This is a genomic window from Streptomyces sp. NPDC046831, from assembly GCF_040645305.1.
GTDB lineage: Bacteria > Actinomycetota > Actinomycetes > Streptomycetales > Streptomycetaceae > Streptomyces.
This window is the reverse complement of sequence record NZ_JBEYXZ010000016.1, coordinates 114,133-140,196: the sequence shown is the minus strand read 5'-3', so window position 1 is coordinate 140,196 and position 26,064 is coordinate 114,133. Positions and strand designations below refer to the sequence as shown.

Annotated in this window: 20 protein-coding genes and 4 pseudogenes; 8 read left to right on the top strand and 16 right to left on the bottom strand. The window is 69.4% G+C overall.

Annotated features, from left to right (window positions below; translation table 11 throughout):
* Window positions 1-98: 98 nt before the first annotated feature.
* The 10 genes and pseudogenes from ABZ920_RS16615 to ABZ920_RS16570 all read right to left on the bottom strand — a co-directional run.
* Window positions 99-815: pseudogene (locus tag ABZ920_RS16615) on the bottom strand (transposase); the annotation flags it as partial.
* A 237-nt stretch (window positions 816-1,052) separates the two neighbouring features.
* Window positions 1,053-2,015 (bottom strand): DUF2332 domain-containing protein, encoded by a 963-nt coding sequence (locus ABZ920_RS16610; protein ID WP_361504564.1) that lies wholly within the window; start codon window positions 2,013-2,015, stop codon window positions 1,053-1,055.
* 750 nt (window positions 2,016-2,765) lie between these two features.
* A complete protein-coding gene (locus tag ABZ920_RS16605; RefSeq protein WP_055495080.1) occupies window positions 2,766-3,293 on the bottom strand; it encodes an ATP/GTP-binding protein in 528 nt (175 codons plus the stop codon).
* Window positions 3,294-3,342: 49 nt separating this feature from the next.
* Window positions 3,343-3,780 (bottom strand): DUF742 domain-containing protein, encoded by a 438-nt coding sequence (locus ABZ920_RS16600; RefSeq protein WP_361504561.1) that lies wholly within the window; start codon window positions 3,778-3,780, stop codon window positions 3,343-3,345.
* Window positions 3,781-3,820: 40 nt separating this feature from the next.
* Window positions 3,821-4,297 carry a roadblock/LC7 domain-containing protein gene (locus ABZ920_RS16595; protein ID WP_055495024.1) on the bottom strand — a complete coding sequence of 159 codons (477 nt, stop codon included), beginning with the start codon at window positions 4,295-4,297 and terminating at the stop codon, window positions 3,821-3,823.
* On the bottom strand, window positions 4,294-6,780 hold the full coding sequence (locus ABZ920_RS16590) for an ATP-binding protein (RefSeq protein WP_361504558.1): 2,487 nt from the start codon (window positions 6,778-6,780) through the stop codon (window positions 4,294-4,296). The genes ABZ920_RS16595 and ABZ920_RS16590 overlap by 4 nt, the downstream gene beginning before the upstream one ends.
* Window positions 6,781-7,095: 315 nt before the next feature.
* Window positions 7,096-8,673, bottom strand: a complete 1,578-nt coding sequence (locus ABZ920_RS16585; RefSeq protein ID WP_361504555.1) for an ABC transporter substrate-binding protein — start codon at window positions 8,671-8,673, stop codon at window positions 7,096-7,098.
* Between the two features lie 579 nt (window positions 8,674-9,252).
* The gene (locus ABZ920_RS16580) at window positions 9,253-9,768 is read right to left on the bottom strand and encodes an N-acetyltransferase (RefSeq protein ID WP_361504552.1); all 516 of its coding nucleotides are present in this window, start codon (window positions 9,766-9,768) and stop codon (window positions 9,253-9,255) included.
* A gap of 57 nt (window positions 9,769-9,825) precedes the next feature.
* Complete coding sequence (locus tag ABZ920_RS16575; protein ID WP_361504549.1) at window positions 9,826-10,119, bottom strand: hypothetical protein; 294 nt, start codon at window positions 10,117-10,119, stop codon at window positions 9,826-9,828.
* Between the two features lie 126 nt (window positions 10,120-10,245).
* Window positions 10,246-11,796, bottom strand: a complete 1,551-nt coding sequence (locus ABZ920_RS16570; protein WP_361504546.1) for a M20/M25/M40 family metallo-hydrolase — start codon at window positions 11,794-11,796, stop codon at window positions 10,246-10,248.
* An 819-nt stretch (window positions 11,797-12,615) separates the two neighbouring features.
* On the opposite strand from ABZ920_RS16570, the pseudogene ABZ920_RS16565 reads away from it, so the two are divergent.
* Window positions 12,616-12,774: pseudogene (locus ABZ920_RS16565) on the top strand (type I-E CRISPR-associated protein Cas7/Cse4/CasC); the annotation flags it as partial.
* A gap of 32 nt (window positions 12,775-12,806) precedes the next feature.
* On the opposite strand, the gene ABZ920_RS16560 reads toward ABZ920_RS16565, so the two are convergent.
* From ABZ920_RS16560 to mscL, 3 genes are all read right to left on the bottom strand, one after another.
* Window positions 12,807-15,119, bottom strand: a complete 2,313-nt coding sequence (locus ABZ920_RS16560) for an FdhF/YdeP family oxidoreductase (protein ID WP_361504543.1) — start codon at window positions 15,117-15,119, stop codon at window positions 12,807-12,809.
* A gap of 36 nt (window positions 15,120-15,155) precedes the next feature.
* Window positions 15,156-15,776 (bottom strand): SRPBCC family protein, encoded by a 621-nt coding sequence (locus ABZ920_RS16555; RefSeq protein ID WP_361504540.1) that lies wholly within the window; start codon window positions 15,774-15,776, stop codon window positions 15,156-15,158.
* Window positions 15,777-16,242: 466 nt separating this feature from the next.
* Entirely contained in the window at window positions 16,243-16,686 is a 444-nt protein-coding gene (mscL, locus tag ABZ920_RS16550; protein ID WP_361504537.1) for a large conductance mechanosensitive channel protein MscL, read from the bottom strand.
* 413 nt (window positions 16,687-17,099) lie between these two features.
* Between mscL and ABZ920_RS16545 the strand changes: the two genes are divergently transcribed.
* Window positions 17,100-17,318, top strand: a complete 219-nt coding sequence (locus tag ABZ920_RS16545) for a hypothetical protein (RefSeq protein ID WP_361504534.1) — start codon at window positions 17,100-17,102, stop codon at window positions 17,316-17,318.
* 363 nt (window positions 17,319-17,681) lie between these two features.
* On the opposite strand, the gene ABZ920_RS16540 is transcribed toward ABZ920_RS16545, so the two are convergent.
* Window positions 17,682-18,581 carry a phosphotransferase gene (locus ABZ920_RS16540; RefSeq protein WP_361504531.1) on the bottom strand — a complete coding sequence of 300 codons (900 nt, stop codon included), beginning with the start codon at window positions 18,579-18,581 and terminating at the stop codon, window positions 17,682-17,684.
* Between the two features lie 61 nt (window positions 18,582-18,642).
* Here ABZ920_RS16540 and ABZ920_RS16535 point away from each other — a divergent pair.
* Window positions 18,643-19,312, top strand: a pseudogene (locus tag ABZ920_RS16535) (transposase); the annotation flags it as partial.
* Window positions 19,313-19,450: 138 nt separating this feature from the next.
* On the opposite strand, the gene ABZ920_RS16530 reads toward ABZ920_RS16535, so the two are convergent.
* Window positions 19,451-21,130 (bottom strand): alpha/beta fold hydrolase, encoded by a 1,680-nt coding sequence (locus tag ABZ920_RS16530; protein WP_361504528.1) that lies wholly within the window; start codon window positions 21,128-21,130, stop codon window positions 19,451-19,453.
* Between the two features lie 294 nt (window positions 21,131-21,424).
* On the opposite strand from ABZ920_RS16530, the gene ABZ920_RS16525 reads away from it, so the two are divergent.
* A complete protein-coding gene (locus tag ABZ920_RS16525) occupies window positions 21,425-21,568 on the top strand; it encodes a hypothetical protein (RefSeq protein ID WP_361504525.1) in 144 nt (47 codons plus the stop codon).
* A 666-nt stretch (window positions 21,569-22,234) separates the two neighbouring features.
* Window positions 22,235-22,663, top strand: a complete 429-nt coding sequence (locus tag ABZ920_RS16520) for a hypothetical protein (RefSeq protein WP_361504522.1) — start codon at window positions 22,235-22,237, stop codon at window positions 22,661-22,663.
* A gap of 343 nt (window positions 22,664-23,006) precedes the next feature.
* Here the strand turns inward: ABZ920_RS16520 and ABZ920_RS16515 are convergent, their stop codons facing one another.
* Entirely contained in the window at window positions 23,007-23,582 is a 576-nt protein-coding gene (locus ABZ920_RS16515) for an XRE family transcriptional regulator (protein WP_361504519.1), read from the bottom strand.
* A gap of 121 nt (window positions 23,583-23,703) precedes the next feature.
* Between ABZ920_RS16515 and ABZ920_RS16510 the strand changes: the two genes are divergently transcribed.
* The 3 genes and pseudogenes from ABZ920_RS16510 (at window position 23,704) to ABZ920_RS16500 (ending at window position 25,981) form a co-directional block, all read left to right on the top strand.
* On the top strand, window positions 23,704-24,540 hold the full coding sequence (locus ABZ920_RS16510; RefSeq protein WP_361504516.1) for a DMT family transporter: 837 nt from the start codon (window positions 23,704-23,706) through the stop codon (window positions 24,538-24,540).
* A gap of 35 nt (window positions 24,541-24,575) precedes the next feature.
* Window positions 24,576-25,227 (top strand): annotated as a pseudogene (locus tag ABZ920_RS16505) (FMN-binding negative transcriptional regulator).
* 46 nt (window positions 25,228-25,273) lie between these two features.
* On the top strand, window positions 25,274-25,981 hold the full coding sequence (locus ABZ920_RS16500; RefSeq protein ID WP_361504513.1) for a phenylalanine--tRNA ligase beta subunit-related protein: 708 nt from the start codon (window positions 25,274-25,276) through the stop codon (window positions 25,979-25,981).
* The last annotated feature ends 83 nt before the right edge of the window (window positions 25,982-26,064 follow it).

Genomic DNA, 26,064 nt, shown 5'->3' with positions numbered 1-26,064 from the left:
AAGACACGCAGGCGCCCACAACGTAGAAGACGCAGGCCAGACAGGCGTCGGCGACGGAACAACCCGTGACCGAGGACCTCCAGCGCCCCACCGCCCCCCGGTGCGAGGCCGACGTAGGAGGACAGGTGGGCGGCGGTGGGGAAGCTGCTGCCGTCGCCGACGGTGGCCAGGGGGACTGCGGCGGTCCTGACGCCGATGCCGGGCATCGAGGTCAGGACCTTCGAAAGAGGGTGGGCCTCCACCAGCAGGGCCTCGATCCGGGCTTCGAGGGCCCGGCTTTGTTCGTGAACGGCGGCCAGCGACCTCGCCGAGAGGGCACGATCACGTCCAGGGTGCTGGTGCCGGGGACGACGACGGTCTGCTCGTCGAGAGCGGTGAAGATGTCGTCGATGAGCCGGGTGGCCATGCGCGGTGCCTTGGGCCGGATCACCTCGACAAGTTTGCGGCGGCCGGCCTTGCGCAGAGCGGCCGGGGATCCGTAGCGCTCCAGCAGCCAGGTGGTGGCGACGTGGTCCCAGGACGCGTACGAGGCTGGGGTGGAACTGGGTGAGCAGGCCGCGGATGCGGTTGGAGGTGCGATTGGCCTCGCCGGCCAGGTCCTGGTCGAAGCCGACCAGCATGGTCAGCTCAGCGGTGATCTCGTCGGCGAGTTCCAGGGAGCGCAGGGTGTGGGGCGTGGTGCGGGCGGCGTCCGCGATGACGGCCGCGTCGCGGGCGTCGGTCTTGGCCTCACCCGGGTAGAGGTCGGCGATCCGACGCATGGCCAGTCCGGGCAGATAGGCGACCTGGTAGCCGGCGTCCCGGGCGACGGAAAGCGCCGGGCCTGGGCCGTCCGAGGCCGACCAACGCTGACAGGCGCCGCCCACGGGTGACCACCCCCACCCCGCTCTGGCCTGGGGGTCCGGAGACGATCTGCCGCACTGCACGTGTTATGCCTGCACCCGGACAACTGGGAGTGGCTGGGCAGTAGTAAGCACCCACCGTCGGGACACCGGGGAACGGCGTCGTCCCGGGTACCGGGAGGCGGGGATGCGCGATGCCAGCTGCACGTGCTAGATCCAGCGGATCCAGTCGCCGTGCGGGTGGGTGAAGGCGGCAGGTGCGCCACCGACGGTGAGGACGAACGGCGAGGTCTCGAACCGGGGCGGCGTGACGTCGGCGACCACGCCCGGCGCCTCGTTCGCGATCCATACGACGTCAAGCTCGCGGGCCAGCCCGGCAAAGTCGGCGCGGAGCTGCGGCCCGACGTATGCCAGCACCGCCGAGTGGAAGACCACAACACGCGCGTCCCGGGGCGCCTGCTCGACGAGGGCCGGCAGCGCTTCGAGCAGGTCGCCCTCGTGCACAGGCATAGGGTGGCGCTGCGCGGTTGCCAATGCGGAAACGAGGCGTTCGCGGCGGGCCGTCTGCCCCGGCCACACCAGGCACTCGAGCCAGGACCGGTCCCCGGGATCCGACGGATCGAGCGGGTTGAGGTCGATGCCGGCCGCCCATGCCACCTCGGGCATCCGCAGTTCTGGGTGCGGTCCCTCTGCCCGGCACCGGAGTGTCGGTGCCTGTGGGTCACGGCCGGTCAGGTGCGTGTGGCCGTAGTCGTAGGAGTATCGGTCGACGTGCAGGCACAGTCCGGCGCTCGCGCCGACCTCGATCAGGGCAAGCGGCCCATCGAGCGCAGCCAGCGCGGGCAGAAGCGTTGCGCAGCGGCCCGGCTCGTTGGTCTGGGTGCGCCGCGACAGCATCATCGCCCGCAGTTCCCCGGCCCGCGTGGCGGCCAGCTCCCGAAGCGCGTCCGCGTCGGGCACCGTACGGAGCATGTGGCGGGCCGCGGCGAACAGCAGGTTCGGCTGGCGCTTGTCGGCGGGCAGGATGTTCAGGAAACCCAGCAGGTCCGGGTCGGACGCCACCGCGAGGGCCAGCGCCTCGTAGGCGGGGGACCGTCCCGCCGCCTCGTGCTCGGCGAAGCGGCGGTAGTTTTCCGCCGTCGTCACCCGGTCGTCCAAGCCCGTCATCGCCATGGCGTGATCGTATGGGCCGATCCGAACGTTCCGGTACATGTGCGGACCACATAACCACGGGAAGAAACCGCCACGCGTTGGGCGGCTACAGGTCAGGGATCGGTCCGAACGCTCTCGGCAGCAGGTGCGGCTCGAACAATTCGACCGCCGAACCTGCCGTATGGTCTGGGGCTGCCCCAACCAACACGTCTGATGGAAGTGGGTCAACCGTCCGACCCGTTGGAGTGAGCTCTGCCCCTGCCCCGAATCTGTTGGAGGGACGACATCAACGACAGCGGACTTCAGCAGCGGGTGGCGCAGATTCGAATCGTTGCCGGGGGGCACATCACAAAGGGCCGGCTCAGGAGGGGTTCCTCCCAGGCCGGCCCTTCTGGGTGTTCGGGTCCGTGCCACACGCGTGCCACTACATGGCTTCGTTAGGTCCAAGGCCGACGCATCAAACCGGCTGCGCTCCGCTCCGCCGGGGCGCTCCCGGCTACGCCGCAGGCGCCGTTCCTGCCCTCGCCCGCTGCACTCGCGAGTGCCGGCCGTCGCGGGATGCGGCGGTGGGCTCCCATCGCGCTCGGCATCGGCCCAGGATGAGCCGAGCAGACACAGTTATCAACGAACCCCCAACACCACAGACCAGAAACCCCCTCACCACCGCAGAAGCACTCCGGAAGCGTCCACTTGGTTCTTCAGACACGTGCCGCGGTGGAGACGGCCGTCACCGTCGCCGCCGCCGACCACCTGCGGACGGGCGTGTACCGCCTACGCCTCCGCCCGCTTCAGCGCATGGTCGAGTACCACCAGCAGTGCGTCGAGCACCGAGCCCCGTTCTCGGGCGTCGAAGACGAACAGCGGGACGTGGTCGCTGACGTCCAGCGCCCAGCGCACCTCGTCAAGCTCGTGCGCGACCTCGCCGTCAAAGGCGTTGACGGCCACCGCGAACGGGATGTCCCGGTGCTCGAAGTAGTCCACCGCGGCGAAGCAGTCGTCGAGGCGGCGGGTGTCGACGATCACCAATCCGCCCAGGGCGCCCTCCACCAGGTAGTCCCACATGAAGCCGAAACGCTCCTGGCCGGGCGTCCCGAACAGGTACAGCTTCAGGGTCGGATCGAGGGTGATGCAGCCGAAGTCCATGGCGACCGTGGTGGTGGTCTTGTGAGGGGTGTGGCTGAGATCGTCCACGCCCGCCGCGACCTCGGTGATCGACGCCTCGGTGGTGAGCGGTTCGATCTCCGAGACTGACGCCACCGTCGTGGTCTTGCCGACGCCGAACCCGCCCGCGATCACCATCTTCACGGGAAGGGGCGGCCGTTCGGTCTCGTGTGGGACGCACGGTGCGTCAATCCCGTTGGCTGTCACGGTGTATCCCTTCGGATTCGGCGACGCCACGGAGACCAGCGATCACCCTTCGCAGAACGGAGACGTCGCGGGAGGCATCGGCACTGGGCACGTATACGGCGAGGAGCGCATGGGCGCGCAGGTCGGCCGCGAGCACACGGACGACGTTCAGATGCAGGTGCAGCTTCGCGGCGACCTCGGCCAGCGACTGCGGCCGTCGGCATACGGCGACGATGTCGCGGTGTTCGAAGGCCAGGGTTTCGAGGGTGGCCAAGCCCAACGAGGTGGTCACGACCTGGGTCTCGATGGGGAGCGGCGCTACCGCGTCGCTGCCCGCAACCCTTCCCGCGGTCAGCAGGAACGGCCGGATCGCCGAAGGGCGGCCGGCGGATCCCGAACCGCCGGAGCCCGGGTGGTGCTGGCCACCCTCGGACGCCATTCTGGGTCTTTCCTTCCTGCTGCATGTGGTGGCGGACGGTTCACCCGGTGGCCGGGGAACCGACGCTGTTCTTGAGCTCGAGGACCAGCTCGGGGCTGAGGGCCGCGCCCACCCGGTTGGCGAACAGGGTCATCTCGTAGGCGACGTTCCCCAGCTTCGCCTCGTTCGAGGTGACGACGCCGAGCACGGATCCGCTGCCGATCGCGGAGACGAGGAGATGGCCTCCTTCCAGATCAATGATCACCTTGTTGAGGGCGCCGAGGCCGTAGTTGCCCGAAGCGCCGGCGGCCAGGCTGGTGATTCCCGAGACGATCGCCGCGAGACGCTCGGAGTCCGCGTGGTCGCACAGCCGCGAGACCGCTATCAGCAGACCGTCGGAGGAGACAGCGATGGCATCCACCACGCCCGCGGTCTCCGTCGCGAATCGGTTGAGCAGCCAGGTGAAGTCCTCTGCGGCGGCACGCAGGTCAACGGGCTCCACTGGGTTGAATTGAGTTCCACCTGTCGACGTGGTCACTGCCCCACTCCTTCCGGTTCCTCCGGGGATTCTGGTGATGCCGGCATCCGAGTCGGTTGTTGTCCCGGCTGCGCGCTCTCGCGCTCGGCCCGGGCCACCGCCTCCTCGAACTCTTCGATCGAGGAGCGGACGGCCTCCGCGTCGAGCGGCCGGCGCGACGTCGGCGTCGGCGTCGGCCGGCGTGCCGCCGCGGCGTTCTCGAGCGTGGCGCCGCGCACGCGGCGCCGTAGCGGCGGCGCGGCCGGTGCCGGGGTGAGTGCCTCGCCATCCGGGTGCTCCTGCGCCTGCGCTGCGGCCCTTTCGGCGGTGTTCGCGGACCGGGTTTCGGGGGGCGGACCGGCCGTGTGCGCGGTCCGCGGGACACGTCGCGGCAACGGTGCGGGCTCCTTCCCGGCGCTGTCCCGCGGTGCGCCATCCGCGGGGGTTCGCCGCGAGGGCTGGGGATGCTGCTGGGGAACGGCGGATGTGACGGCAGGCCCGGTGAGCGCTGGGGGCTTGGCGGGCCCCACGGGCCGACTCCGGGTGGGGAGGACCGACGAGGAAAAGTCCTCGCCCGCGAACACCGCGGGCACGTGGCTCAACGGCATGAGCAGCGTCGAGGGGATGAAGACCCTGCTGGTGACCCCACCGCCCATCGTCGCGGTCAACGTGACCCTGACGCCCCAGCGCCGGGCGATCCGGCCGACCACGAAGAGCCCGAGGACCTTGGTGGGGACAAGGTCGAGCCGCTCGCGGCGCACCAGCCGCTCGTTCTCCTCTTTCAGACGCTCGGCGCTCATGCCGAGCCCGTGGTCGACGACCTCGACCACCGCCGCCTCGCCCTGGGAGCGCACCCGCACCTCGACGGGGCTCTCGGCAGGGGAGAACGCCACCGCGTTCTCCATCAGCTCGGCGAGCATCAGGGTCAGATCGCCGACGATGTCGGGCGCGACGGTGACCTCGTCCAGCACACGCAGGTGGATCCGCTGGTACTCCTCGATCTGGGCGAGCGCGCCCCGTACGACGTTGGTCAGCGCTGTCGGCCGGGCCTCGAGAGCGGTCTCCGCCAGCCCGGCGAGCAGCATCAGACTGTCGGCATTGCGCTGCAGGCGCACCGCCAGGTGGTCGATGTGGTAGAGCTGGTCGAGCAGCGCGGGGTCGGTCTCCTCACGCTCGACCGCATCGATCAGCGCCAGCTGGCGCGCGGTCAGGTTGCCGACGCGCCGCCCGACGTTGCCGAACATCTCCGCCACATTGCGCCGGCTGAGCACCTGGCGCTGCAGCAGGGCGGCGGCCGTCTCCTGTACCTCGTTGAACGCCTCCGCCAGCGTGCCGATCTCGTCGCGTGCCCGCACCGGGACTGCGTTCAGCCTGAGCCGGCCGTCGTCCTCGGCCTCGTCGTCCGCCACCCGCGCGAGCTCCTGCCCGGTCGCCCTGGCCACCTGCTGGGCCGCGGCGGTCAGCATCCGCACGGGCCGCACGACGGAGCGCCGGACCAGGAGGGAGAGCAGCAGCCAGAAGGCGAAGATCAGCACCACCGTGGTCAGCAGCCACCCCACTCGCCACCAGGCCTCGGAAGAGGCCCGGTCGCCGTCGTCCGCGATCTGGTGGATCAGTGACCGGGTGATCTCCAGCCGGGTGGAAGCCTGCTTCTCGTACGTCGGATACGCCGCGATGGCCTTGTCGACGGCCGCCCGCACCTCGTCGAGGTCCCTGGCCTCCAGGGAGGAGGGATCGAACTGGAGGGACGCGAACTCGGACCGGATGGCGTTCTGGTGCGCGTTGCGCTCGATCCGGGCCAGCCGGCCGCTCTGGGCCACCGAGGCGATCCGGCTGAAGCGCTGGGCGTGGTGGTTGTAGAGCTGGAGGCTGCCCACCGCGCCGGTGAATTCCGTGAGCGCGCTGGAGTCGCCGGTCTGGGCGGAGAAGACACCGGTCTCGAACGCGGCATGCGCGGCGTCCGCGCGCAGCAGGGTGTCCAGGACGTTCTCGGGCGACGACACCGCACCGCCCGCGGATCCGCCGAGGCCGAGCCCGTCGATGAGGTTGGACACCATGGAGCCATAGACCGGGTCGATGCTGTCGGCCGGGAGGTAGGCGCCTTCGACCGTCTTGCGCAGCCCGGTCAGCCCGGCGACGCCCCGCAACGCCCTGGTCTCCGCCGCGGGAAGGCGGGATCCGAACGCGGAGCGGACCTCGGCGACCTGGCGGTCGACGGCCCGCTGGGCCCGGCGGTAGTCCCGCGGCGACGGCGCGGGCCCACCGGGCTCCGCGGCCTGGTAGCGCACCGAGAGCAGAATCGCCTGCTGATGCTCCCTCTGCAGGTCGTCGACGAGGGAGGCGACCTGCTCGCTGCTGCGGACGAGGGCCGCGGTGCGCGCCGCTGACTGCGCCTGTGCGACCTGGCCCGCGATGACGTAGGCGAGGATGGCGGCGACCACCGCGGCGGGGATGATCAGCAGCGCGTTGAGCTTGCGCTGGAACGGCCAGCGGTCGAGGAACACGTCGGCCCTTCGCCGAATCCGCGCTCCCCGCCGTGCCTGTTCCGCTGCTTCCACCTTGTGCGGGGACACCAAGCCTCCGGAACGATGTCGTACGGGCAAGCTGCTCTGTTGCCTGGGTGAGTTGTCGTGCTGATCTGTATCGCTTGTCCGAACGGGCGGAGACTACAGCCTTTTTGCCCGTGGGGTTCAAGCGTCGTGCAGAGAGAACGGTGACGATGGGCGTGCCGGCCGGTCCGGAGCCGGGCCTTCGAGGAGCCCGGCGCTCGGGCGGCGGTCTTTGCCCTGCCGGGCGGCGCCCGTGCACGGCTTCGGCCCTCAGCCGTCGACGGAGAAGTCGCGGAACCGGTAGTCGGACAAGGGGTGGCTGGGGGTCGGGACCAGTCCGCCGACCCCGGCCGCGTACGCGTCGACCTGGTTCTTGAACCCCCAGACGATGTAGCCGCCGCGCTCGTACTCGATCTTCTGGGCCGCCTTGAGCAGTTCGTTGCGCTTGCCCTCGTCGAACTGGCCGCGGGCCTGGTTGACGAGGGAGACGAACTCCGGGTCCCTCCAGTGCGTTTCGTTGTATGGGGCGCCCTCGATCGATCCCTGTTCCACCTGCGCCAGGTAGTTCCGCGTGAACCAGTAGTCCATGGCGAACGGCCAGCTCAGGTACTTGTCACCGTAGAAGGTCGCGGAGTCGGTCTTGCGGACCCGCACCGTCACCCCGGCGCCCCTGGCCTGCTGGGCGAAGAGCTGCGCGGTCTCGACCGCGCCGATGCCGATGCCGTTGGAGGTGACCAGCTCCACGTTGAGCCCCTCGTGCCCGGCGGCTTTCAACAGGAATCTGGCCTTGTCGAGGTCCTGGACGCGCTGCGGCAGATCGTGGTTGTACGCCGGATCGAAGGGTGCGTAGAGGTCGTTGCCGATGCGTCCCTGTCCTCTGAGCACCTGGCGGACCATCTGCGGCCGGTCGACGATCAGCCGCATCGCCTGGCGGACCCGCTCGTCGTCGAAAGGGCCGGTATCCAGGCGCATGGTCAGCGGGGTCCAAGCCCCGGGCTCCGAGATCAGGACCTTGCAGCCCTGGGCCTCGACCAGCTCCATCTGCTCGAGCGGCAGGTTGTCCATGGCGTCGATCTCCCGGCTGAGCAGCGCGTTGACCCTGGCCGTGTCGTCGGGGAAGTCGATGATGTGCAGTTGGTCGACATGGGCTGGGCGACGCCAGTAGTTGTCGAACCTGGTGAAGACGCTCTCGTCCCCAGGGGTGAAGGACTTGTAGACGAACGGGCCGGTCCCGATGGGTTTCCTGAGGTCGAAGTCCGCCGGGACGACAGCCATGACGGTCTGCGCGAGCAGGTCCTCCAGCAGGGCGTACGGAGTCTTCAGCGGGATCCGCACGGTCAGGGAGTCGATCCGCTTGAGGTCCGCGACGTCGACCACGGCGAGGCTGCTGGCCCCGGCGGCGGGCGCCTTGGGGTTCGCGATCCTGCGCAGGGAGGCGATGACGTCGTCGGCGTCCAGGGTCTTGCCGTTGTGGAACTCCACCCCGGAACGGAGCCTCAGCGTCCAGGCCCTGCCGTCCTTGGACGGCTCCATCGAGTCCGCGAGCAGGGGCTTGACGCGGTATCTCTCGTCATGGACGAACAGCCGCTCGAACAGGTTCACCGCCCGTGCGTGGTCGGGCCAGATGACGGGATTGTGAGGGTCGAGGGTGTCCTTTGCGCTGCCGCCGGTGCAGCCGACGCGCAGGACGCCGCCCTTCTTCGGGGTCCTGGCTCCCGAGTCGTCGCCACCGGACCCGGAGCACCCCGGAAGCAGGCCCGCCGCGGCCGTGGCGAGCAGGCCGCCACCACCACGCAGGACGGTTCTTCGCCTCATCGCTCCGCTGGGGTTGTTTCCGTGCTCGGTCATGGGCAGGTGTCGCCTTCACATCAGGGCCGTTCTCATGGCGCGCTGACTGCTCGGATGACGCGCAGCACCTCTGCAACGCGGGCAAAGGCCAGTCGGCCGGGCTTCGCGCACGCCACAGCCGACCGCCTCGCCAACGCGGTCATCGCCCCATTACGGATCGTCAGGAGGTTAGAACACATGCCCATCGAACACCCATCGAACATCGGGAAATGGTGCAAGAGATCGGGCCGGGTCTGCCGGACGGGGGTGGACCGGACCACGGCCGGGGATCTCAGCAGTTCACCGCGGCGCCGCGCCGGTCACCGAATCGGTCAGCCCCTCCACGAACTGCGGCACCGGCACGAGCGCCGGCCCCGCAGGCGACGAGGCAGGCCGACCGCGCGCGGGGAAGGCTCGCGGAAGCCCGCTCGACCGCACTGTTCCAGCTCGCCACCGAGCTGCCCGCCGCGGTCCTCGCCCGCACCCTGGGCATCGACATCACCGTCGCCGTCGAATGGCAGCGAGCCGCCGCCGGAGACGGGGGCGCTTACGCAGCCGAAATCGCCCGACGGAACTCGAAAGCTGACCCCTGCACCGATGTCAGACCCGCTCGAACGGCTCCGCGTACTTGAAGACGCCCCGCAGCGCGGGGTCGTGGGCGGTCAGGGTGCGGACCTGGAAGTACTCGCCCCACGAGGGGTCCGGTGCGGTGATGCCGTAGTCCGTGCTGGCGCGGAAACCGTAGCGGCCGTAGTACGCGGGGCTGCCAAGGAGGGCGACGAGGGGCTCGCCCAGGGCATCCGCTGCGCCGAGCACGGTGTGGACAAGGGCGAGGCCGACGCCGCGGCGCTGGTGGTCGGGGTGCACGCTGAGCGGGCCGAGGCCCAGGGCGGAGGCAGTGCCGACATGGCCACGAGTGCAGACCACGTGGCCTACTACCTCGTCCTTGTCGCTGAGCGCCACGAGCGACAGTTCCGGCAGCCAGCCGTCGCAGGTGCGCAGCTCATCGAGGAGGGTTACCTCCACAGGAACCGGAGTCTCCGGCTTGGCGAAAGCTGCCGCGGTGACGGTGCTTACGGCGGGGACATCGGCAGGCGTTTCGCGTCGGATCAGCACCGGCACAGTCTGGGCCCCGAGCCGCGGCACCGCAAAAGGATTTTTGGGTACGCCCGGCTACCCGCCCAACCAGCCGGATCGATCGCGAGCAAGACCGCCAGCAGTACCAGCCTCGCCGCGACTGCTCGGTGGCCGCCCGCACCAGTAGCCGGTGAAGAGGACGCGGTCGGGTGCGCCGATCGGGCGGATGAGGTTGGCAGCCAGTTTGGCCGCGGCCCAGTCGTAGACTCGCAGGCCCTTCGCCCCTTCGCCGCAGGACAGCCGCTGCCAGGCATCAGCAGGAGCATCCTCGATGAGTTGGTCGATGCGCCAGATCCCGGCCAGGGACTTGATCTGCTGGGACTTGGGCAACGCCACCACGTAGCCGACGTGCCTGGCGGTTCGTCATGAGTGTCCCCGTGCAGCCCCTGCCTGCATCGGGCAACGCACATCCTTTCCCTTTCGATCGCAGGCGCATGCCTGCTGGGTATCGACTTGTCAGCTGAGGAAGCGGGAGAACATCCGGTACATGAACGCGGTCCCCTGCCGCAGCGCCTCGACGTAGATCCGTTCGTTGTTTCCGTGCATTGTGATGAGCTGGTCGTTGTCGAGTACGTACGGGTAAACGCCGTATCCGGGGATGCCGCGCTCGCGCCACGGCGCCAGGCTGGTGCCTGCTTCGAACAGGGCCGGTGCGAAGACCGTGCCGGGGTAGGTCTCGCCGGCGGCGCCTGCCAGAGCGCGGAACAGCGGAGTGTCGATGTCGGCCGGCGGCGTCGCCCACATCTTGTCGAGCTCGTCGAGGTACTGCTCCTCGGTTTTTCCCGCCGGGGCGGCGAGCGCCACTTCGATGCCGCGGCGGGCCGTCATCTCGCGGACCTGGGCGAGGAAGTCGCGGGGCTTCTGCCCGCCGGGGATGCCACGGCAGTTGATCCGGACATGCGCCGAGGAGGGGATCACGTTCTCCTTGTAGCCGGAGTCCTCGATGACGAACGCATGCGTGGTCCGAAGCAGGGCCTGGTGCAGCCACGGGTAGGAGGACTTCGATACCACGACCCGCGCGGCTCGTTCCCGTGCGTTCTGGCTTCGCGCGGAGAGCATGAGCTTGATGGCGCGGGCGAACTCCGCGTCGTCGGTTGCCTTCGCCAGCGCCGCGAAGTACTCGCGTGTCACCGCGGTGAGGTGCACCGGCGCGAGCCAACTGCCCAGTTCAGCGACCGCCCGGGACAACGTCACGATCGCGGCGTCGGAGTTGGGCTTGGAGGAGTGCGTGGCGGTGCCGTGGGCGGTCAGGTCCAGGTTGAAGTAGACCTTGTCCTGCCGGGTGGCGGTGATCAGCATCGGGGTGGTCTTGTCGTTCTGCGCCAGGAACCAGCCGCCCTCGGTGAGGACCATGCCGGCGTCCACCTTGTCCCAGTGGTTGGTCGCCAGCCACCGCGACCCGAACGAGCCGGCCTCCTCGTCGCAGTCGGTGAGCACGATGATGTCGCGCTCAAACCGGGACCCCTCGGAGATGTGCCGCAGCAGAGCGCTGATCGTCGCCGAGTTCGCACCCTTCATGTCGAGGGCGCCGCGGCCATACACCTCCCCGCCACGCACCGTGCCGGAGAACGGATCGACGGACCAGTTCTCCCGTTCGACCGGCACCACGTCGGAATGGCCAAGCATCAGCAGCGGCGCGGCGGAGCTGGTCCCGGGGATCCGCGCGATCAGGTGCACGTTGTTCGGCTGCGGAGTGTCGATGATCTGTGCGGGCACCCCGGCGTTCTCCCACACCGCCTTGAGCATCTCCGCGTGCGGGCGCGTGTTCGCGCCTTCGCCGTGGTTCTGTGTGTCGTAGGACAGCATCCGCTGGAGCAGGTTGAGCGGGTCCTTGTCCGCCTCCGGCACCGCGGTCGCGGCCACCGCCGGACTCACAGCGGCGCCGGTGAACAGGTTGATGCCTCCCAGGCCGGCGGCGCCAAGAGCGGCGGCGCCGACTCCGCCAAGGAAGGTGCGTCGACCCATCCGCGCCTGGGTCACGGCAGTCACATCACGTGAATCGTCCATGATTTCCTCCTTGTTCCGCGGATGGTTGGCATTCGAGCTTCACGATCACGCCGGTTCAGGGTCAATCAGCAAGGAGCGCCGCAATCGACGAGCGGTATGTAATCTGCGACGAACGGCGTCCTGGCCCTGCTCCCACGACGCAGATGCCAAGGATCCCACCACGCGCGCGGGCGGCGTGACCGGCCACAGGCCCGACCGCAGCAGGTAAGCGCCTTGCGCAGCCCGTCCGGCCTGCGCTGCGCAGCCACGGCAAGAACCCGCCGACCTTGCCCGTCTCCGAGTCGACGACGATACCGTGAAATCCGTCCCACTCACCGTCGACGGCGCAGCGCTCGATGTCCATCAGCTAGTGCCGCATCAGTCAACGTTCGCCCCGTCCCCACGCGGGCGATCTGGACTGCCACGTACGCTGAGCGCGTGATCTCGCGCGAGTGGGCGGTCGAGGTGCCGCAGCGGCACCTGTGTGAAGAAGAGACTGAACACTCGCCGCCCATGGTGGTTATCGGCGTCGAGCGCCACTCATTGGGATGGCTCGTTCACTGTGCAGACATCACGTGCGAGCCGACACGCTCGCCGCAGAAGGTCCGCTCACGCCGATGGGTTCAGCTTGAACAGGGCGTCTCCGTAGGGGGCAGCCGCCTCAGACCGAAGTCTTATGCGCCGTCCAGGAAACTGCACGCAGCGTTTAGCCCGGCATGCTGCCAACCGCCATCTCGCCTAAGAAGCGGGCTGCGGTCGCCTTACAGCGGGCGGCGCCCGGAGACGGCGCCCCCCGGGTCGTCGGCCAGTCCCGGCTGACCCACCCGGTGGAGAACGACCATCCCATCCCTGGATGCTCGCGTCGCCCGGCCGCAATACGCCGACCTCGACCTGAACCAGCTGGCCCAGAACCTGCCAGACGACCCCGGCCTCGTCGCCCGCAGCGCCCGCGCATGGCTGCACTCCTTCATCCACGCGGTGCCCGGCGGCAAACAGAACTCCAGCGGGTCCCGCGGCGGCGTCGGTTTCGGTCAGACGGGTGCCGGCCGGGATCGGTCACCCGTGGGTTCGAGGCGGACGACGATGCCCTTCGACGTGGGCTGGTTGCTTACGTCGGCGACGCTGTCGAGCGGCACCAGGACGTTCGTCTCCGGGTAGTAGGCGGCGGCCGAACCCTTGGCCGCCGGGTAGGACACGACTTCGAAGTTCTCGGCCCGGCGCTCGGTGCCGTCCTCCCAGACGCTCACCAGGTCCACGCGATCGCCCTGGGCGAGGCCGAGTTCGGACAGGTCGGCCGGGTTGACGAGGATCACGTGGCGGCTGCCGTGGATGCCGCGGTAGCGGTCGTTGTTGGTGTACGGAACGGTGTTCCACTGGTCGTGCGAGCGCAAGGTCTGCAGCAGCAGGTGACCCTCGGGGGCCCGGGGGACCACCCGCTCGTTGCAGGTGAACCGGGCCTTGCCGGTCTCGGTCCTGAACACGCCCTCGTTGACCGGGTTGGGTAGCTGGAAGCCTCCCGGACGGGTCACCCGGGCGTTGAAGTCGTGGAAGCCCGGCACGATCCGGGAGATGCTGTCGCGGATGGTGTTGTAGTCGCCCTCGAACTTGGCCCAGGGGATGTCCCCCTCGCCGCCGAGGCTCAGCCGGGCGAGCCGGCACAGGATGGCGACCTCGCTGAGCAGCATGCGCGAGGCCGGTTCGAGTCGTCCCTGGGAGGTGTGCACCTGGCTCATGGAGTTCTCGACGGTGACGAACTGCTCGCCGTCGGCCTGGACATCACGCTCGGTGCGCCCCAGCGTCGGCAGGATCAGGGCGGTGTCGCCGCAGACGGTGTGCGAGCGGTTGAGCTTGGTGGAGATGTGGGCGGTCAGCCGGCACGAACGCATCGCCTTCTCGGTGACCTCGCTGTCGGGCGCCGCGCGCACGAAGTTCCCGGCCAGGGCGAGGAAGACCTTGACGCGGCCTTCCAGCATCGCCTTGATCGAGTTCACCGAGTCCAGGCCGTGCGGGCGCGGCGGGTCGAAGCCGAACTCCTTCTGCAGGGCGTCCAGGAAGGTGTCCGGCATCTGCTCCCAGATGCCCATGGTGCGGTCGCCCTGGACGTTGCTGTGGCCGCGCACCGGGCAGGCGCCCGTGCCGGCGCGCCCCAGATTGCCGCGCAGCATCAGGAAGTTGACGATCTCCCGGATGGTGGGTACGCCGTGCTTGTGCTGGGTGATGCCCATCGCCCAGCACACGATGACGCGTTCGCTGCGCAGGACCTCGTCGCGGACCTTCTCGATCTCCTCGCGGGTCAGTCCCGTCGCCGCGCGCACGTCGTCCCAGTCGACGGTGCGGGCGTGCCGGGCGAACTCCTCGAAACCGGAGGTGTGGGCGTTGATGAAGTCGTGGTCCAGGACGGTGCCGGGACGGGCGTCCTCCGCCTCCAGCAACAGCCGGTTCAGTGCCTGGAACAGCGCGAGGTCCCCGCCCGGCTTGATGTGCAGGAAGCGGTCGGCGATCTGGGTGCCCCGCCCCACGACCCCACGCGGCCTCTGCGGGTTCTTGAAGCGTCGCAGCCCCGCCTCCGGCAACGGGTTCACCGCTACGATGCGGCCGCCGTTGCGCTTGGCCTCCTCCAGGGCCGAAAGCTGCCGGGGGTGATTGCTGCCCGGGTTCTGCCCCACCAGGAAGATCAGGTCCGCGTGGTGGAGGTCGTCGAGACTCACGGTGCCCTTGCCGACGCCCAGCGTCTCGTTCAGGGCGAAGCCGCTGGACTCGTGGCACATGTTGCTGCAGTCGGGCAGGTTGTTGGTGCCGTAGGCGCGGGCGAAGAGCTGGAAGACGAAGGCGGCCTCGTTGCTGGCCCGGCCGGAGGTGTAGAAGACCGCCTCGTCGGGCGAGTCCAGCCCCTTCAGTTCCTGCGCCAGGACGCCCAGGGCGTCGTTCCAGCCGATGGGCTCGTAGTGGTCCGACCCGGGCCGTTTGATCATCGGCTCGGTGAGCCGGCCCTGCTGGTTGAGCCACATGTCGGAGCGGGCGGCCAGATCGGACACGCTGTGCTCGCGGAAGAAGTCGGCGGTGATCCGGCGCTTCGTGGCGTCGTCGTTGATGTGCTTGGCGCCGTTCTCGCAGTACTCATTGCGATGGCGCCGGCCTGGAGCGGGGTCCGCCCACGCGCAGCCGGGGCAGTCGACCCCGCCCACCTGGTTCATGGTGAGCAGGTCGACCCCGGTCTTGCGCGGGGAGGTCTGCTCCAGGGAGTACTCCAGCGCGTGCACGACGGCGGGAACCCCGGCCGCCCACTTCTTCGGCGGTGTCACGGAGAGGGAGGTCTCCGGCTCCTCACCGGGCGGGTTCTGCATCGCTTGGCCTTTCTCTTGCCGTGTGCGGTAAGCGGGTCAGCCGACGGGCCACTGGGCGACACGGCTCCTGGGCGGTTCCGGGGTGTCGTGCTGAACCCGGCCGTTGCGGATGGTGCCGCGCCAGGCACCGCCCTCCTGACCGAGCCCTTCGATGAAGTGCTTGAAGCTCACCAGTTCCCCGCGCACCAGTCGCACGGTCAGCCCCACGACCCTGGACGAGCGGGTGAGGATCTTCGCGGCCCCCTGCGGTTTGAGGAGCATCCGGACCGTGATCGCGGTGCCACCGGACTCCGTCGGCCTGAACTCGACCTCGCCCTGGTGGGTGGGGTGCTGCTCCAGGCCACGCCAGGCCAGGTAGGCGTCAGGGTCCTGTTCCACGATCTCGACCGCGAAACGGTGACGCAGGGGGCCGTAGCCGATGGTCCACGCGGTGACGGTAGGCCTGATCTGCTCGACGTCGCGCACCACGGTCGAGAAGCGCGGGAACGTCTTGAACTGCGTCCACTGGTTGTAGGCCGTGCGGACCGGCACCCCGACCTCGACCGTCTCCTCGACGTGCTGCTCGCGCAGCGGACGGCGGCGTGTGACACCGTCGCCATCGGGGCGCATGCCCGGGGTGTTCGGCACGGCCTGCCCACCGTCGTCTTCGTGCGCCATCATCATCCTTCTTCCGGTGAGGGAGCCGGGCGTCCGCAGACCCGGCCCTCCCCTTATGGGGCAGGGCATCTCTTCCGGTTCCCCGATCCGGGGTTTCAAGTCACCCGACCGCGTAGGCGTCCCGGGCGGCCCCGAGCGCGAGAAGGGGCCGGGCCGGCTCGCCGGCGAGGCGCCGAGCCCGGGGCGTGGTAGGGGCGTTGGTCACAGGCTTCTCCAGGTGGCCGACGGTCACCTCCAGCGGCAGCTGACGCCCGGCCCGAGTGTGCGGGGTTCGCCAGAGCGCGGGTCGTACAGGACGCCGCCGCCGAGCCGCCGCGACAGCTCGGTGGTCAGGGCGACACCGTCATCGACGCGCCGGCGGTGAAGCCACGCAGCCCGTTCGGCATCGGACGCCGTCGGTCACTCCGGTCATCACGGATGTACCCGCGCGGGCCCGGCAACCCGGGCCGGGCCATGGAGGTCGGGGTCACCCGGCGCGCTGAGTCGTCTCCCCTGCCTGAGCTGGTACGGCGGGCAGGGAGACGGTGCAGGAGGCGCAGCGTCGGGCCTGGGCGGGTACGGGGCTGAGGCATTCGGGGCAGTCCCGTTTGGGGGCCTGGACGTCGTGGTGCGGGGCAAGGCGTTCGTGCAGTTTGTTGATCGGGAGCACGACCAGGAAGTACAGGGCGCTGGCAAGAAGGAGGAAGCTGATCGCCGCGTTGAGGAAGGCGCCGTAGGGGAACTTGGTGGCACCTACGGTGAAGGTCTTGCGGCTCATGTCGCCGGTGGCGCCGGTGGCCAGCCCGACGAGTGGGGTCAGGAAGGCGCTGACGAAGCCGTTCACCACGGCGGTAAAGGCTGCCCCGATGACGATGCCGACGGCCAGGTCGACGACGTTACCGCGCAGGATGAAGCTGCGGAAGCCCTTCACCTTCTCACCCCCAAGAGGCTCTTGACGTCGACGAGCGGCACCGGAAGCGCGGTCAGCACACTCCCTTCACCACCTCGGATGCCCCGCCACCCCTCACCCATGCCGGCTCCGCCACGCTGCGCGGTGATGTACCAGTTCACCAAGGGGCGCGACGGCAGACCACCCATGACCTGCTGCGCTGGCAGGTGCACCGTGACCGCTGAACGTTGAGGTCAGCCGCTGGCGAGTATCGGGCCGGCCGGGGCAGAGAGTGTCTGGTGAACGTGCGGGCACGGCATGGCAGAAGTGGTTGTGGGAATGCGCATCCGGCGCAGGAGATCACGGGTGGTGCGCTTGTGCAGCGTACTGCGCCAGGTCAGTCCCGGGTGGCGGGACCGTAGGTGTGACAGCGCACGGGTGCCCAGGCCGGTGCTGTGGAAGCGCTCGTCGATGACGACGGCGGTGATGACACCCTGGGCGCAGTCGGTGCAGATCCGATACCAAACCTGGCCGACGACCTGGCGGGTGTGTACGAGGAGCAGGCACTCGTCGCCCGGGCCGGGGTCGTCCGGGATGTGCGTGGACAGGAAATCGATTGCCCGGTAGGCGAGGACGCGGCGGCGCAGGCGGCCGGTGCGCCGGCCTCGGCGTGAGTGCTTGGCGCCGTCGTGACCGGGCGGCGATGTCTCGGCCGTGGAGGCCTGGCCGATGAGACTGCTGCTGGCGGGACGCGCATGTAGTCCGTGCATGACGTCTCGTCTGCCCGAACAGCCGACGGATACCCGTTCCAGCGGGCGGGGCAGTCCGCCCGGGCGCATCTCGGCTTCCAGGTTGCGGTCAGGCTCATGGAGGCAGCGTCCCGGCTGCACGATGGTCGGGACGATATCGGGAACTTTCGCAAACAGTCCGTGAAGCGGCGCTCAGTACCGGTCTTCCGCAGAGCGAGCTGCTAGGGATCCGCACCGGGCGGAGCAGATGCCGATCAGGGCAATCGCGCGACATCAAGTGGTGGCTGCTCACTCTGACTGCGTCGGAAACAGCCATTTCAGGGCGGTAAGGCTCTTGTCGAGGTATTTAAGGTGCCCTGTCTCGATTCCATAGGCCATGTCCTCCAGGACGCTGCATCTGGCGTAGAAGGCGGCTCGGGCACCGATCTCACGGGTGCCGGCTGGGTAGTTGCGCAGGGCCAGGCGGGCAGCTTCGGGACCCAGGTCGCGGTAGAGGAGGCCGAAGTCACAGGCCGGATCGACGATCGCGGCATCGCTCCAGTCGATGACGCCGGTTACTGCGCAGGTGACCGGGTCGATGAGGACGTGCTCGATTCCCAGGTCGTTGTGGGAGAACACCAGTGTGCGTCCGTCAGCCGGCGGTGGCGTGTCGAGGAACGCCTCCACGGCCGGGCGGTGCGCTTTGGGCACCCTTGGCGCCAGGGCGCCGTAGGTCTCCGCCGCCTCACGTAGCCACAGTTCATTCGGCTGGTCGTCGGTGTCCACCAGCTCCGCCATCTGGTCGAGCGGAACGCCGTGCAGTGCGGTGAGCAGTTCGCCGAGCACGGCGGCGATCGAGGTGCCGTGGGTCGATCGTTGTGGCAAAGGCAGGTCGATCAGCGGCAGACCGGGGAGTTTGAAGTAGGCCAGGCAGCCCTGCTCGGCGACCGTGAAGGCCGGCTCGGGGATGGGCAGCGGTGAGATGCTCGCGACAGCGGCAAGCAACCTGGCCTCGTCGTTCACCTTCGCTGCCCGGACTTGCGCATCCGGTTCCTTCCTGAATCGCAGGATCAGCTCGCCATTGACCTCATAGGCGGTGTTGTCCTCACCCTCCCCCAAGTGGACCACGGAGTCGATCCGGTAGGCGGGCAGATGCGTGGCCACGACGCCACAGACATCTCCGGCACGATCGCGGCCCTTGCTCCCCATGCCACGACCTTAGTGGTCAGCTCCGTAAGTCCTTCGAGGGTTGACTGCGGAGACGGTGCTGGGCTCGGACACAGCCGCCGACCACATCACCGCCACCGGCCTGGCCCTGGCCCGGCTGCCGAAGAAGTGGCGGCGCGGACGGCGGACCCTGATCCGCCCGTACTCCGCGGGTGGTACCCACCACTTCGTCACCTGGTGCGCCCATCCGGGACGGTGGCTTGCTACTCGGTCGGCATGGTGATCACCGAGACGATCCACCAGCACGTTCTCAAGGTTCCGGCACCGGCCGTCGAGGCGGACGGCGAGATCCGCGACGGAGCCTGGGGCGCCGAAATCAACGGCGACATCCTCGAGGGCCGGCGGCAGGGCATGCAGCTGATCGCCCGCAAGGAACCGCCGCATCCGGTGCCCAGTTGAGGCTCACGGATGCGGACGGCATGCGGCTGACGTGCTTCGCGACCAACAACCTAGGGCCGGCCGATCGCCGAGCTCGAGCTCCGTCACCGGCTGCGGGCCCGGGCCGAGGACCGCATCCGCGCCGCCCGGGCCACCGGCCTGCGCAACCTGCCCCTGCACCGCACCGCCCCCGGAACCGGATCTGGCTGGTGATCGTGCAGATTACTGTCGAGCTGCTGGCCTGGATGCCGATGCTCGCCCTGACCGGCAAGGCCCCGCTCTGGGAACCCCGCCGCCTACGCACGAGCGCCGGGCATCGTCGGGTGCGCACCGGGTGCGGTGGGGTCCGTCGCTGGACGCGGTTCGGAGGTGGGTCAGACGGGGCTGGGGGTCGGACGTGGAAAAGATCCGGTCCGCTGTGTCCCGGACCGGACCTGTCGGGTGGGTGTGGGCGTCCCGCGGGGAGGTGGGTGTTACTGCAGGGTGGTGAGGGGGATGTCGATGTAGGACTCGTTGTCCTTCGGGGAGGTGATCTCCAGGGCAGAGGGGATGGTGTTCTCGTCCGCGAAGAAGGGGTCGTAGCTGTCGATGATGAGCTGCAGCTGGCGGCCCTTGGCGAGGACGTAGTGGGCGGGCTGCAGGCGGAAGGTCACCGTGGTGGCCTGCTGGTCGGTGAGGGTGTAGGGGGCGTGGGTGATGATTTTGGCCCGGCCGGTGGCGGGGTCGCAGTCCAGCAGGTAGGCGATGAAGGTGGCGTTGTTCGTCTGCGGCTTCACGGTGACCTTGGCCTCCAGGTCGCCCTGGACGCGCATGGGCTGCTCCAGCGGCGCGGTCGTCCAGACCGCGGCGACATCGCGTTTGATGTCGGCGGTCTTGTAGACGTGGGGCAGTCCGACACGCTCCATCAGACCGGTCTGGACGAGCTTGGGGGCGACGACGACCCCTGTGTCCGGGCCGGCGGCCTGCACGGAGCGGGTCCAGCCCGCCTGCGGCTGGCCCTGCGCCATGGGTGCGTCCTGCTGCCCGGCTGGCACGGCGCCGAAGTGGAAGCGCTGCATCGGCAGGGCGTAGCCCGCCCAGTCGGGGTGGGTGAGGTCGGACAGGAGGTTGTGCATGTACTCCGAGCGGATGCCGAACTGCGGCTTCGCGCCGTCACCGGCGCTGCCGCCGAGGTGGTGGTCCATCCAGCGGTAGGTCATCTCGGTGGGCTTGGAGATGCCGCCGAACAGGCCGGGCAGCTCGCCGTTGCCGTGGTCGCCGATCTGCACCAGCAGCGATTTGGGACCCTGCAGCTTGGTGAAGAGGTCGACGACGGCGGGCACGGAGAAGATCGTCTCGTGCCAGTAGGTGGTCATCAGCACCGGCAGCTTGCGGTCGTTGTAGGTGTCCACGTGCTGGATCGGCGAGCGGAGGCGGGCGAACTCCTTGACCTCGTCGTCGATGGCGTTGTCGCGGACCTTCTTGATGATCTTCTGGAACTCCGCGGAGCAGCGCTCCTCGTGGAACAGGGCCACGAGCGCCTCGAACGCCTTGATGTGCCGGGTGCCGTTTTCGAAGAGTGAGGCGAACAGGTCGCCCCAGGCGCTGGTGCCGGCGACGGCCTTGACACGGGAGTCCTGTGCGGCCAGTAGCAGGCTGGTCCCGGCGCCGTAGGAGGCGCCGAAGCATCCGATCCGGTCCTTGTCGACGCCTTCCAGACCGATGAGCCAGTTGAGGATCTCGACGCCGTCGGCGACGTCCTGGGGCCCGGCGACGTGGATCTCGCCCTCGGAGCGAGCGAGACCGCGCTGGCTGTAGGTCAGGACAGCGTAGCCGCCGAGCGTCCAGCGCGGGATCGTGCCCAAGTAGGCGAGTCGGCCCTGGTCGTTCAGCGGGGCGGGCATGACGATGACAGGGCAGGTCTGCCCTGCAGCGAGTCTTCGCGGCATGCTCAGCCCCGCGTCGATCCGGGTCCCGTCCGACATGACGATCGGGAACTCCCGGTACTGCGCGGTCTCCGCCTGCACCTCGAAGGTGTCGGCAAGACCCCACTGGTCGAGCATGCCGATCCGACGCGGCGACGGGTCGAGCAGCGCCACGCGGATCGCCTCAAGCATGGCGACGTCGTCGGGGCTGAGAGCGAACGGGTTCTCCGGGGATCCGTTGACCGGCATGGATGTTCCGCCTTCCGTGCATGTTCCTGACGGGCTGTCATAAATATGGTCGTGCTCAAGTGATCACTGGCAGCAGGCGAAACGCGCCCGCCACTCGGACGAGTGACATCCCCGAGTCCGATCGCGGCACCCACCGGGCGCCGACCCCGGAACGCCGGCGCGCGCCCGAACAGGGTGGCTCACGTTCCGCGCACGGCTGCCCCCGCCCCGCGCGAACGGAGGGTGGGCCGCCCCCGCACGAGGCGACCCACCGTGGACACGTCCGACTCATGGGCCGGAGTCAGCTACCGCCGCGTGAGGTCAATCGCGCTGTCCGTCGCTGTGGTCGCCGCCGTGACGCCGGTCGTCGTCGCGGTGGTCGTCGCGGTGGTCGCGGTGGTGGCCGCAGGAGACCTCGCAGGGGTGATCACCACCGTCGGGTCAGAACCGACCAGGTGAGTGCGCCGTCTGGCTGTGTGTGGAGCCCTTCAGTGAAGTAAGTACAAAAACGGGATGAATTGCAGTTGATGCAACATTCCGCAGCTCGCCAGAACTGCCGTTTCCGCTGATCACTCCCTCAACTCCTCTGCCACGTCGGCGTCACAGCGGAGCCAGGCCCAGGGCGGTAGCGATAGACGCCCTGCGCGCCGGTGCGGCATCTGCGAGCAGGTGGCGCCCATCAGGGTGCGGGCAAAAGGCGAGGCTCCCGACATCTGCTACCGCTGCTACGTGCGGCCGGAGAAGCTCTGCACCGTATGCGGCCGGATCCGTCGCGGCCACCACATCGAGCACGGCGATGGACCCTTCCACTGCGATGGGTGCGTCCCGTATGAGGCCCGCAAGCGGCAGCTACACACGTGCGCACTGTGCGGCCAGGAGCGAAGGGTGGGCGTGTTCTGGCCGGTAGGGCCCGTCTGCCCCTTATACCGGACTGCTCTGACACAGCCGGAATCGTGCACGATGTGCGGCCGGCAGCGCATTCTCGTAGGCCGCACCCCGGACGGCGGCCGGATCTGCAAGGCGTGCTCCTTCCCCGACGAGCGGCCCGATTGCTGCTCGTCCTGCCAGCAACCGGCTGACCTCTTGCCGGGACGCCGCTGTCCACACTGCACCCTGCTCGCCAAGGTGACCAGCCTGCTCTCACGCGACGGCACCACCCTCGACGCCTCCCTGCGGTCGCTCGCCGATGTACTCAGCGACGCACCCAACCCCTACCCCGTCCTGGCCTGGCTGCGCCGAAGCCCCGCCGCGCGCCTCCTGGGCCAGCTGGTAACCGCGCCCGACGAACTCGACCACGCAGCCCTGGACGCGCTGCCCCAAGGACACGCCACCACCTACGTCCGCAGCCTGCTCACCACCGCAGGCCTACTTCCGCGACGCGATGAGAACCTCGCCCTGCTCATCAATCGGACGGGCCGCACGCTGGCCAAGCTGCCAGGACATCAGGCGATCCTGATCCGCCCGTTCGCCGAGTGGCACATCATCCGAGACGCCCGCCGGCGCTCGGCGCGCGGCCGCTACATCTACATCGCCCACAAGGGCGACTGCGCCTGACGATCATCCGCCACCCCGTCGTCCTGCCACCGAAGCCCGCCCGCCTCATCGATGACCACCTCGAAGACGGATCCCGGCACGGCAACGAAGCCACCAGGTACCTGCTGCCGGGCCGAGCCCCCGGGCGCCCCCGCAACCCTGCGGGACTGTCCGACAAACTCGAGCGCTACGGCCGGCCCGCCCGCGCAGCCCGGAACACGGCCATGATGCAAGCGCTCGCCGACCTGCCACCCGTCGTCCTCTCCGACTTGATCGGCATCCAGCCGAGAACCGCAGAACGCTTCGCAGCCATGGCCGGCGAGAACTGGTCCGACTACCTGGCCGCGGCTCGCCCCGCACGGCGCTATGCGGGGCCCGGGGGCAGGTGAACGGTCATGATCAGGTGGCATGTCTCGGTGCCTGAGCCGCGGTAGGTGTGGGGGCCGTCGCCGTCGAAGGTGGCGGTCTGACCGGCGTCGACCGGGTGCTCCGTGCCGTCGACGACGAGGACCATCTCTCCAGCGGTAACGCTAACGGTCTCCACGACGCCGCTCTGGTGCGGGTGACTGGGGTACTCCTCGCCGGGTTCCAGTTTCCAGCGCCACACCTCGACCGGGGCGGGCCCCGAGGTGGTCAGCATGAGCCGGGCCTCGCCGCCCTTCTCCCCGGCCCACAGGGGCATGACGGCGTCGGCGGACACGATCCGCACGCGGCCTTCGGCCGGTCCTTCCATCAGTGCGGACACCGAGATGCCGAGGGTGTCGGCGAGACGGACCAGGGTGGCGAAGTTGGGGTTGCCCTGAGCTTTCTCCAGGGCCACCAGGGCGCCCTTGCTGACTTTGGCGCGGCGGCCGAGTTCGTCCAGGGACAGTCCGGCGCGGGTGCGGGCCGCTCGGACGTTGTGCGCGAGCGTCCGCAGCGCCGCCTCGGTCTCGGCCATCTCTCTCACCTCTTCAGACAGTGGACCAGTGCGCTGGACCGCGCGGTCGTTTGATTGACGACTTCCGGTCGGTGCGTTGTACGGTGTAGTCGTTCCATTGATAGTAAGGGATGTACCACCTGTGATCGCTCTGCTGCTGGCCCTGGGCAGCTCTCTGGCCTATGGATGCGCCGACTTCCTCGGCGGTCTCGGCGCCCGCAAGGCTCACGTCCTGCGCACGGTGATGGTGGCCGCGCCGGCGTCGCTCACGGTCGAGCTGCTGCTGTGGCCCTTCCTCGGTGCCTCGTTCGCTCCCGCCACGCTCGCCTGGGGCGCCGCTTCCGGCGTCGCGTCGGCTGCCGCGTTCGCCCTGCTCTACCGCACGCTTGCGATCGGCCCGATGAACGTGCTGTCCCCCATCACGGCGCTGGCTTCGGCGATGCTGCCGGTCGGCGTCGGGCTGGTGCAGGGGGAGCACCTGGGGCCGGCCGGGCTGATCGGTCTGCCGCTGGCGCTGGCGGCCGTGGTGCTGGTCAGCGCCGGGCACGGCGCGAAGTCGGCCCGCCCCTCGCGTGCCGCGCTGCTGCTGGCCTTCGGCGCGGGGGCGGCCATCGCACTGCAGCTGGTCTTCCTGCACCAGGCGCCGTCCGACAGCGGCGTCGGCCCTTTGATCATCGGCCGCTCCGTGTCCTCCGCGGTCACCCTGGCCGCCGCCGGGGTGATGTTCCGGCGGCTGGGCACGGAGAAGCCCGCGTACGCGATCTCGGCGACGGCCGGCGTGCTGGATTCGGTGGCCAACCTGCTGTTCCTGCTCGCGGCCCGCAGCGGTGACCTCGCCGTCGTCGCGGTGATCACCGCCCTGTACCCGGCCGGCACCGTCCTGCTCGCCCGCAGTGTCCTGGCCGAGCGGATCCACCGCGGGCAGCTGATCGGCCTGGGCACCGCCGCCGTTGCCGTCAGCCTCCTCGCCCTCACCTGAGCCGCCCCGGCACACCGCACAGAAGGAGCATCACGATGCTCATCCAGCCCTGGGACGCCACCCTGGACGCCGCCGAATGGCAGACCTGGGTCGCCGACGGCCACGACTTCGGCATCCTGTGCGTCAACGGCCTGCTCGGACACGCTCCGATCGTCGTGCCCACCCACTTCACCGTCGACGGGACAGCCCTGCTGGTCCATCTCGCCCGGCCCCACCCCGTCTGGGAGACGATCGAGGTCGATCCGAACGTCACGTTCACCGTCACCGGCGACTACGCCTTCGTCCCTGGCCCCTGGCGCGCCAAGCCGGACATCCCGCCCATCGACGGCGTCCCCACCGGCTACTACGCGGCCGTCCAGTTAACCTGCCAGGCCACCATCATCGACGAGCCCGAAGCCAAGGCCGAGCTGCTGCGCCGGCAGATGGCCCACTTCCAGCCGGACGGCGACCACGCCCCCATCGAGGCCGGCCGGCCGGCCGCCCTACGGGCGGATGCTGTCCGGCATCCGCGGTCTGCGCCTGGACGTCACCGAGGTCCGCGCGAAGTTCAAGTACGACGACCACAAACCCGTCGAACAGCGCGCCGACACCGCCCGCCGGCTCACCGGACGCGGCCAGGGCCTGGACGCGTCCGCCGCAGCCCAGCAGAGGCGCCGGCTGGACCGCATCGGCACCTGGAAAGCCTGACCGACCTTTTGACCCCGCTCGCCCATACGGAACGGATCCCTTTGCGATGACCACCTTCCATATCAGCCCCGCTGTCGCCGACGCCTTCCCCGACACCCTCATCGCCGTCGTCACCGCCACCGGCCTGCGCGGCACCGAGCCCTGGCCCGCCACCACCACCGCCCTGGAAGCCCTGGAGGCCCAGCTCGCCGACGGCGCCTGGCAGCCCGCCGACGAGAGCGATCCGCGCATCGAGGCATGGCACACCGCCTACCGCTCCTTTGGCACCAACCCCCGCCGCATCCGCCCCAGCGTCGACGCGCTCGGCCGCCGCATGGCGAAGAAGGGCACCCTGCCCCGGATCAACCCGACCGTCGACTCCTACAACGCCGTGTCCGTCCGCCTCGGCCTGCCCTCCGGCGCCTTCGACCTCGACCACGTCACCGACGGTGTCGAGATCCGCTACGCCGACGGCAGCGAGACCTTCACCCCGCTCGGCAAACCCGACACAGTCGAGAACCCCAAGCCCGGCGAGATTGTCTACACCGACTCCACCGACGTGCTCACCCGGCACTGGAACCACCGCGACGCCCACCGCACCCGCGTCACCGAAGCCTCCACGCACGTCGCCTTCGTCCTGGAGACCGTCGCTGCCACCCGCGACGGACACCTGCTCAAGACCGCGGCCGGTGAACTACAGGCCCTGCTCCAGCCGCACTGCGAGCAGAGCACCGTGCACTACCTCAGCCCCGCCCACCCCGACACCACCGCCTGAGCCCCCCGGCCCGCCTACCGCAACGGCGGCACCGCACACGGTGGGCGAGGTGCAGCTCACCACTGAAGGCCACCCGCAGCCCC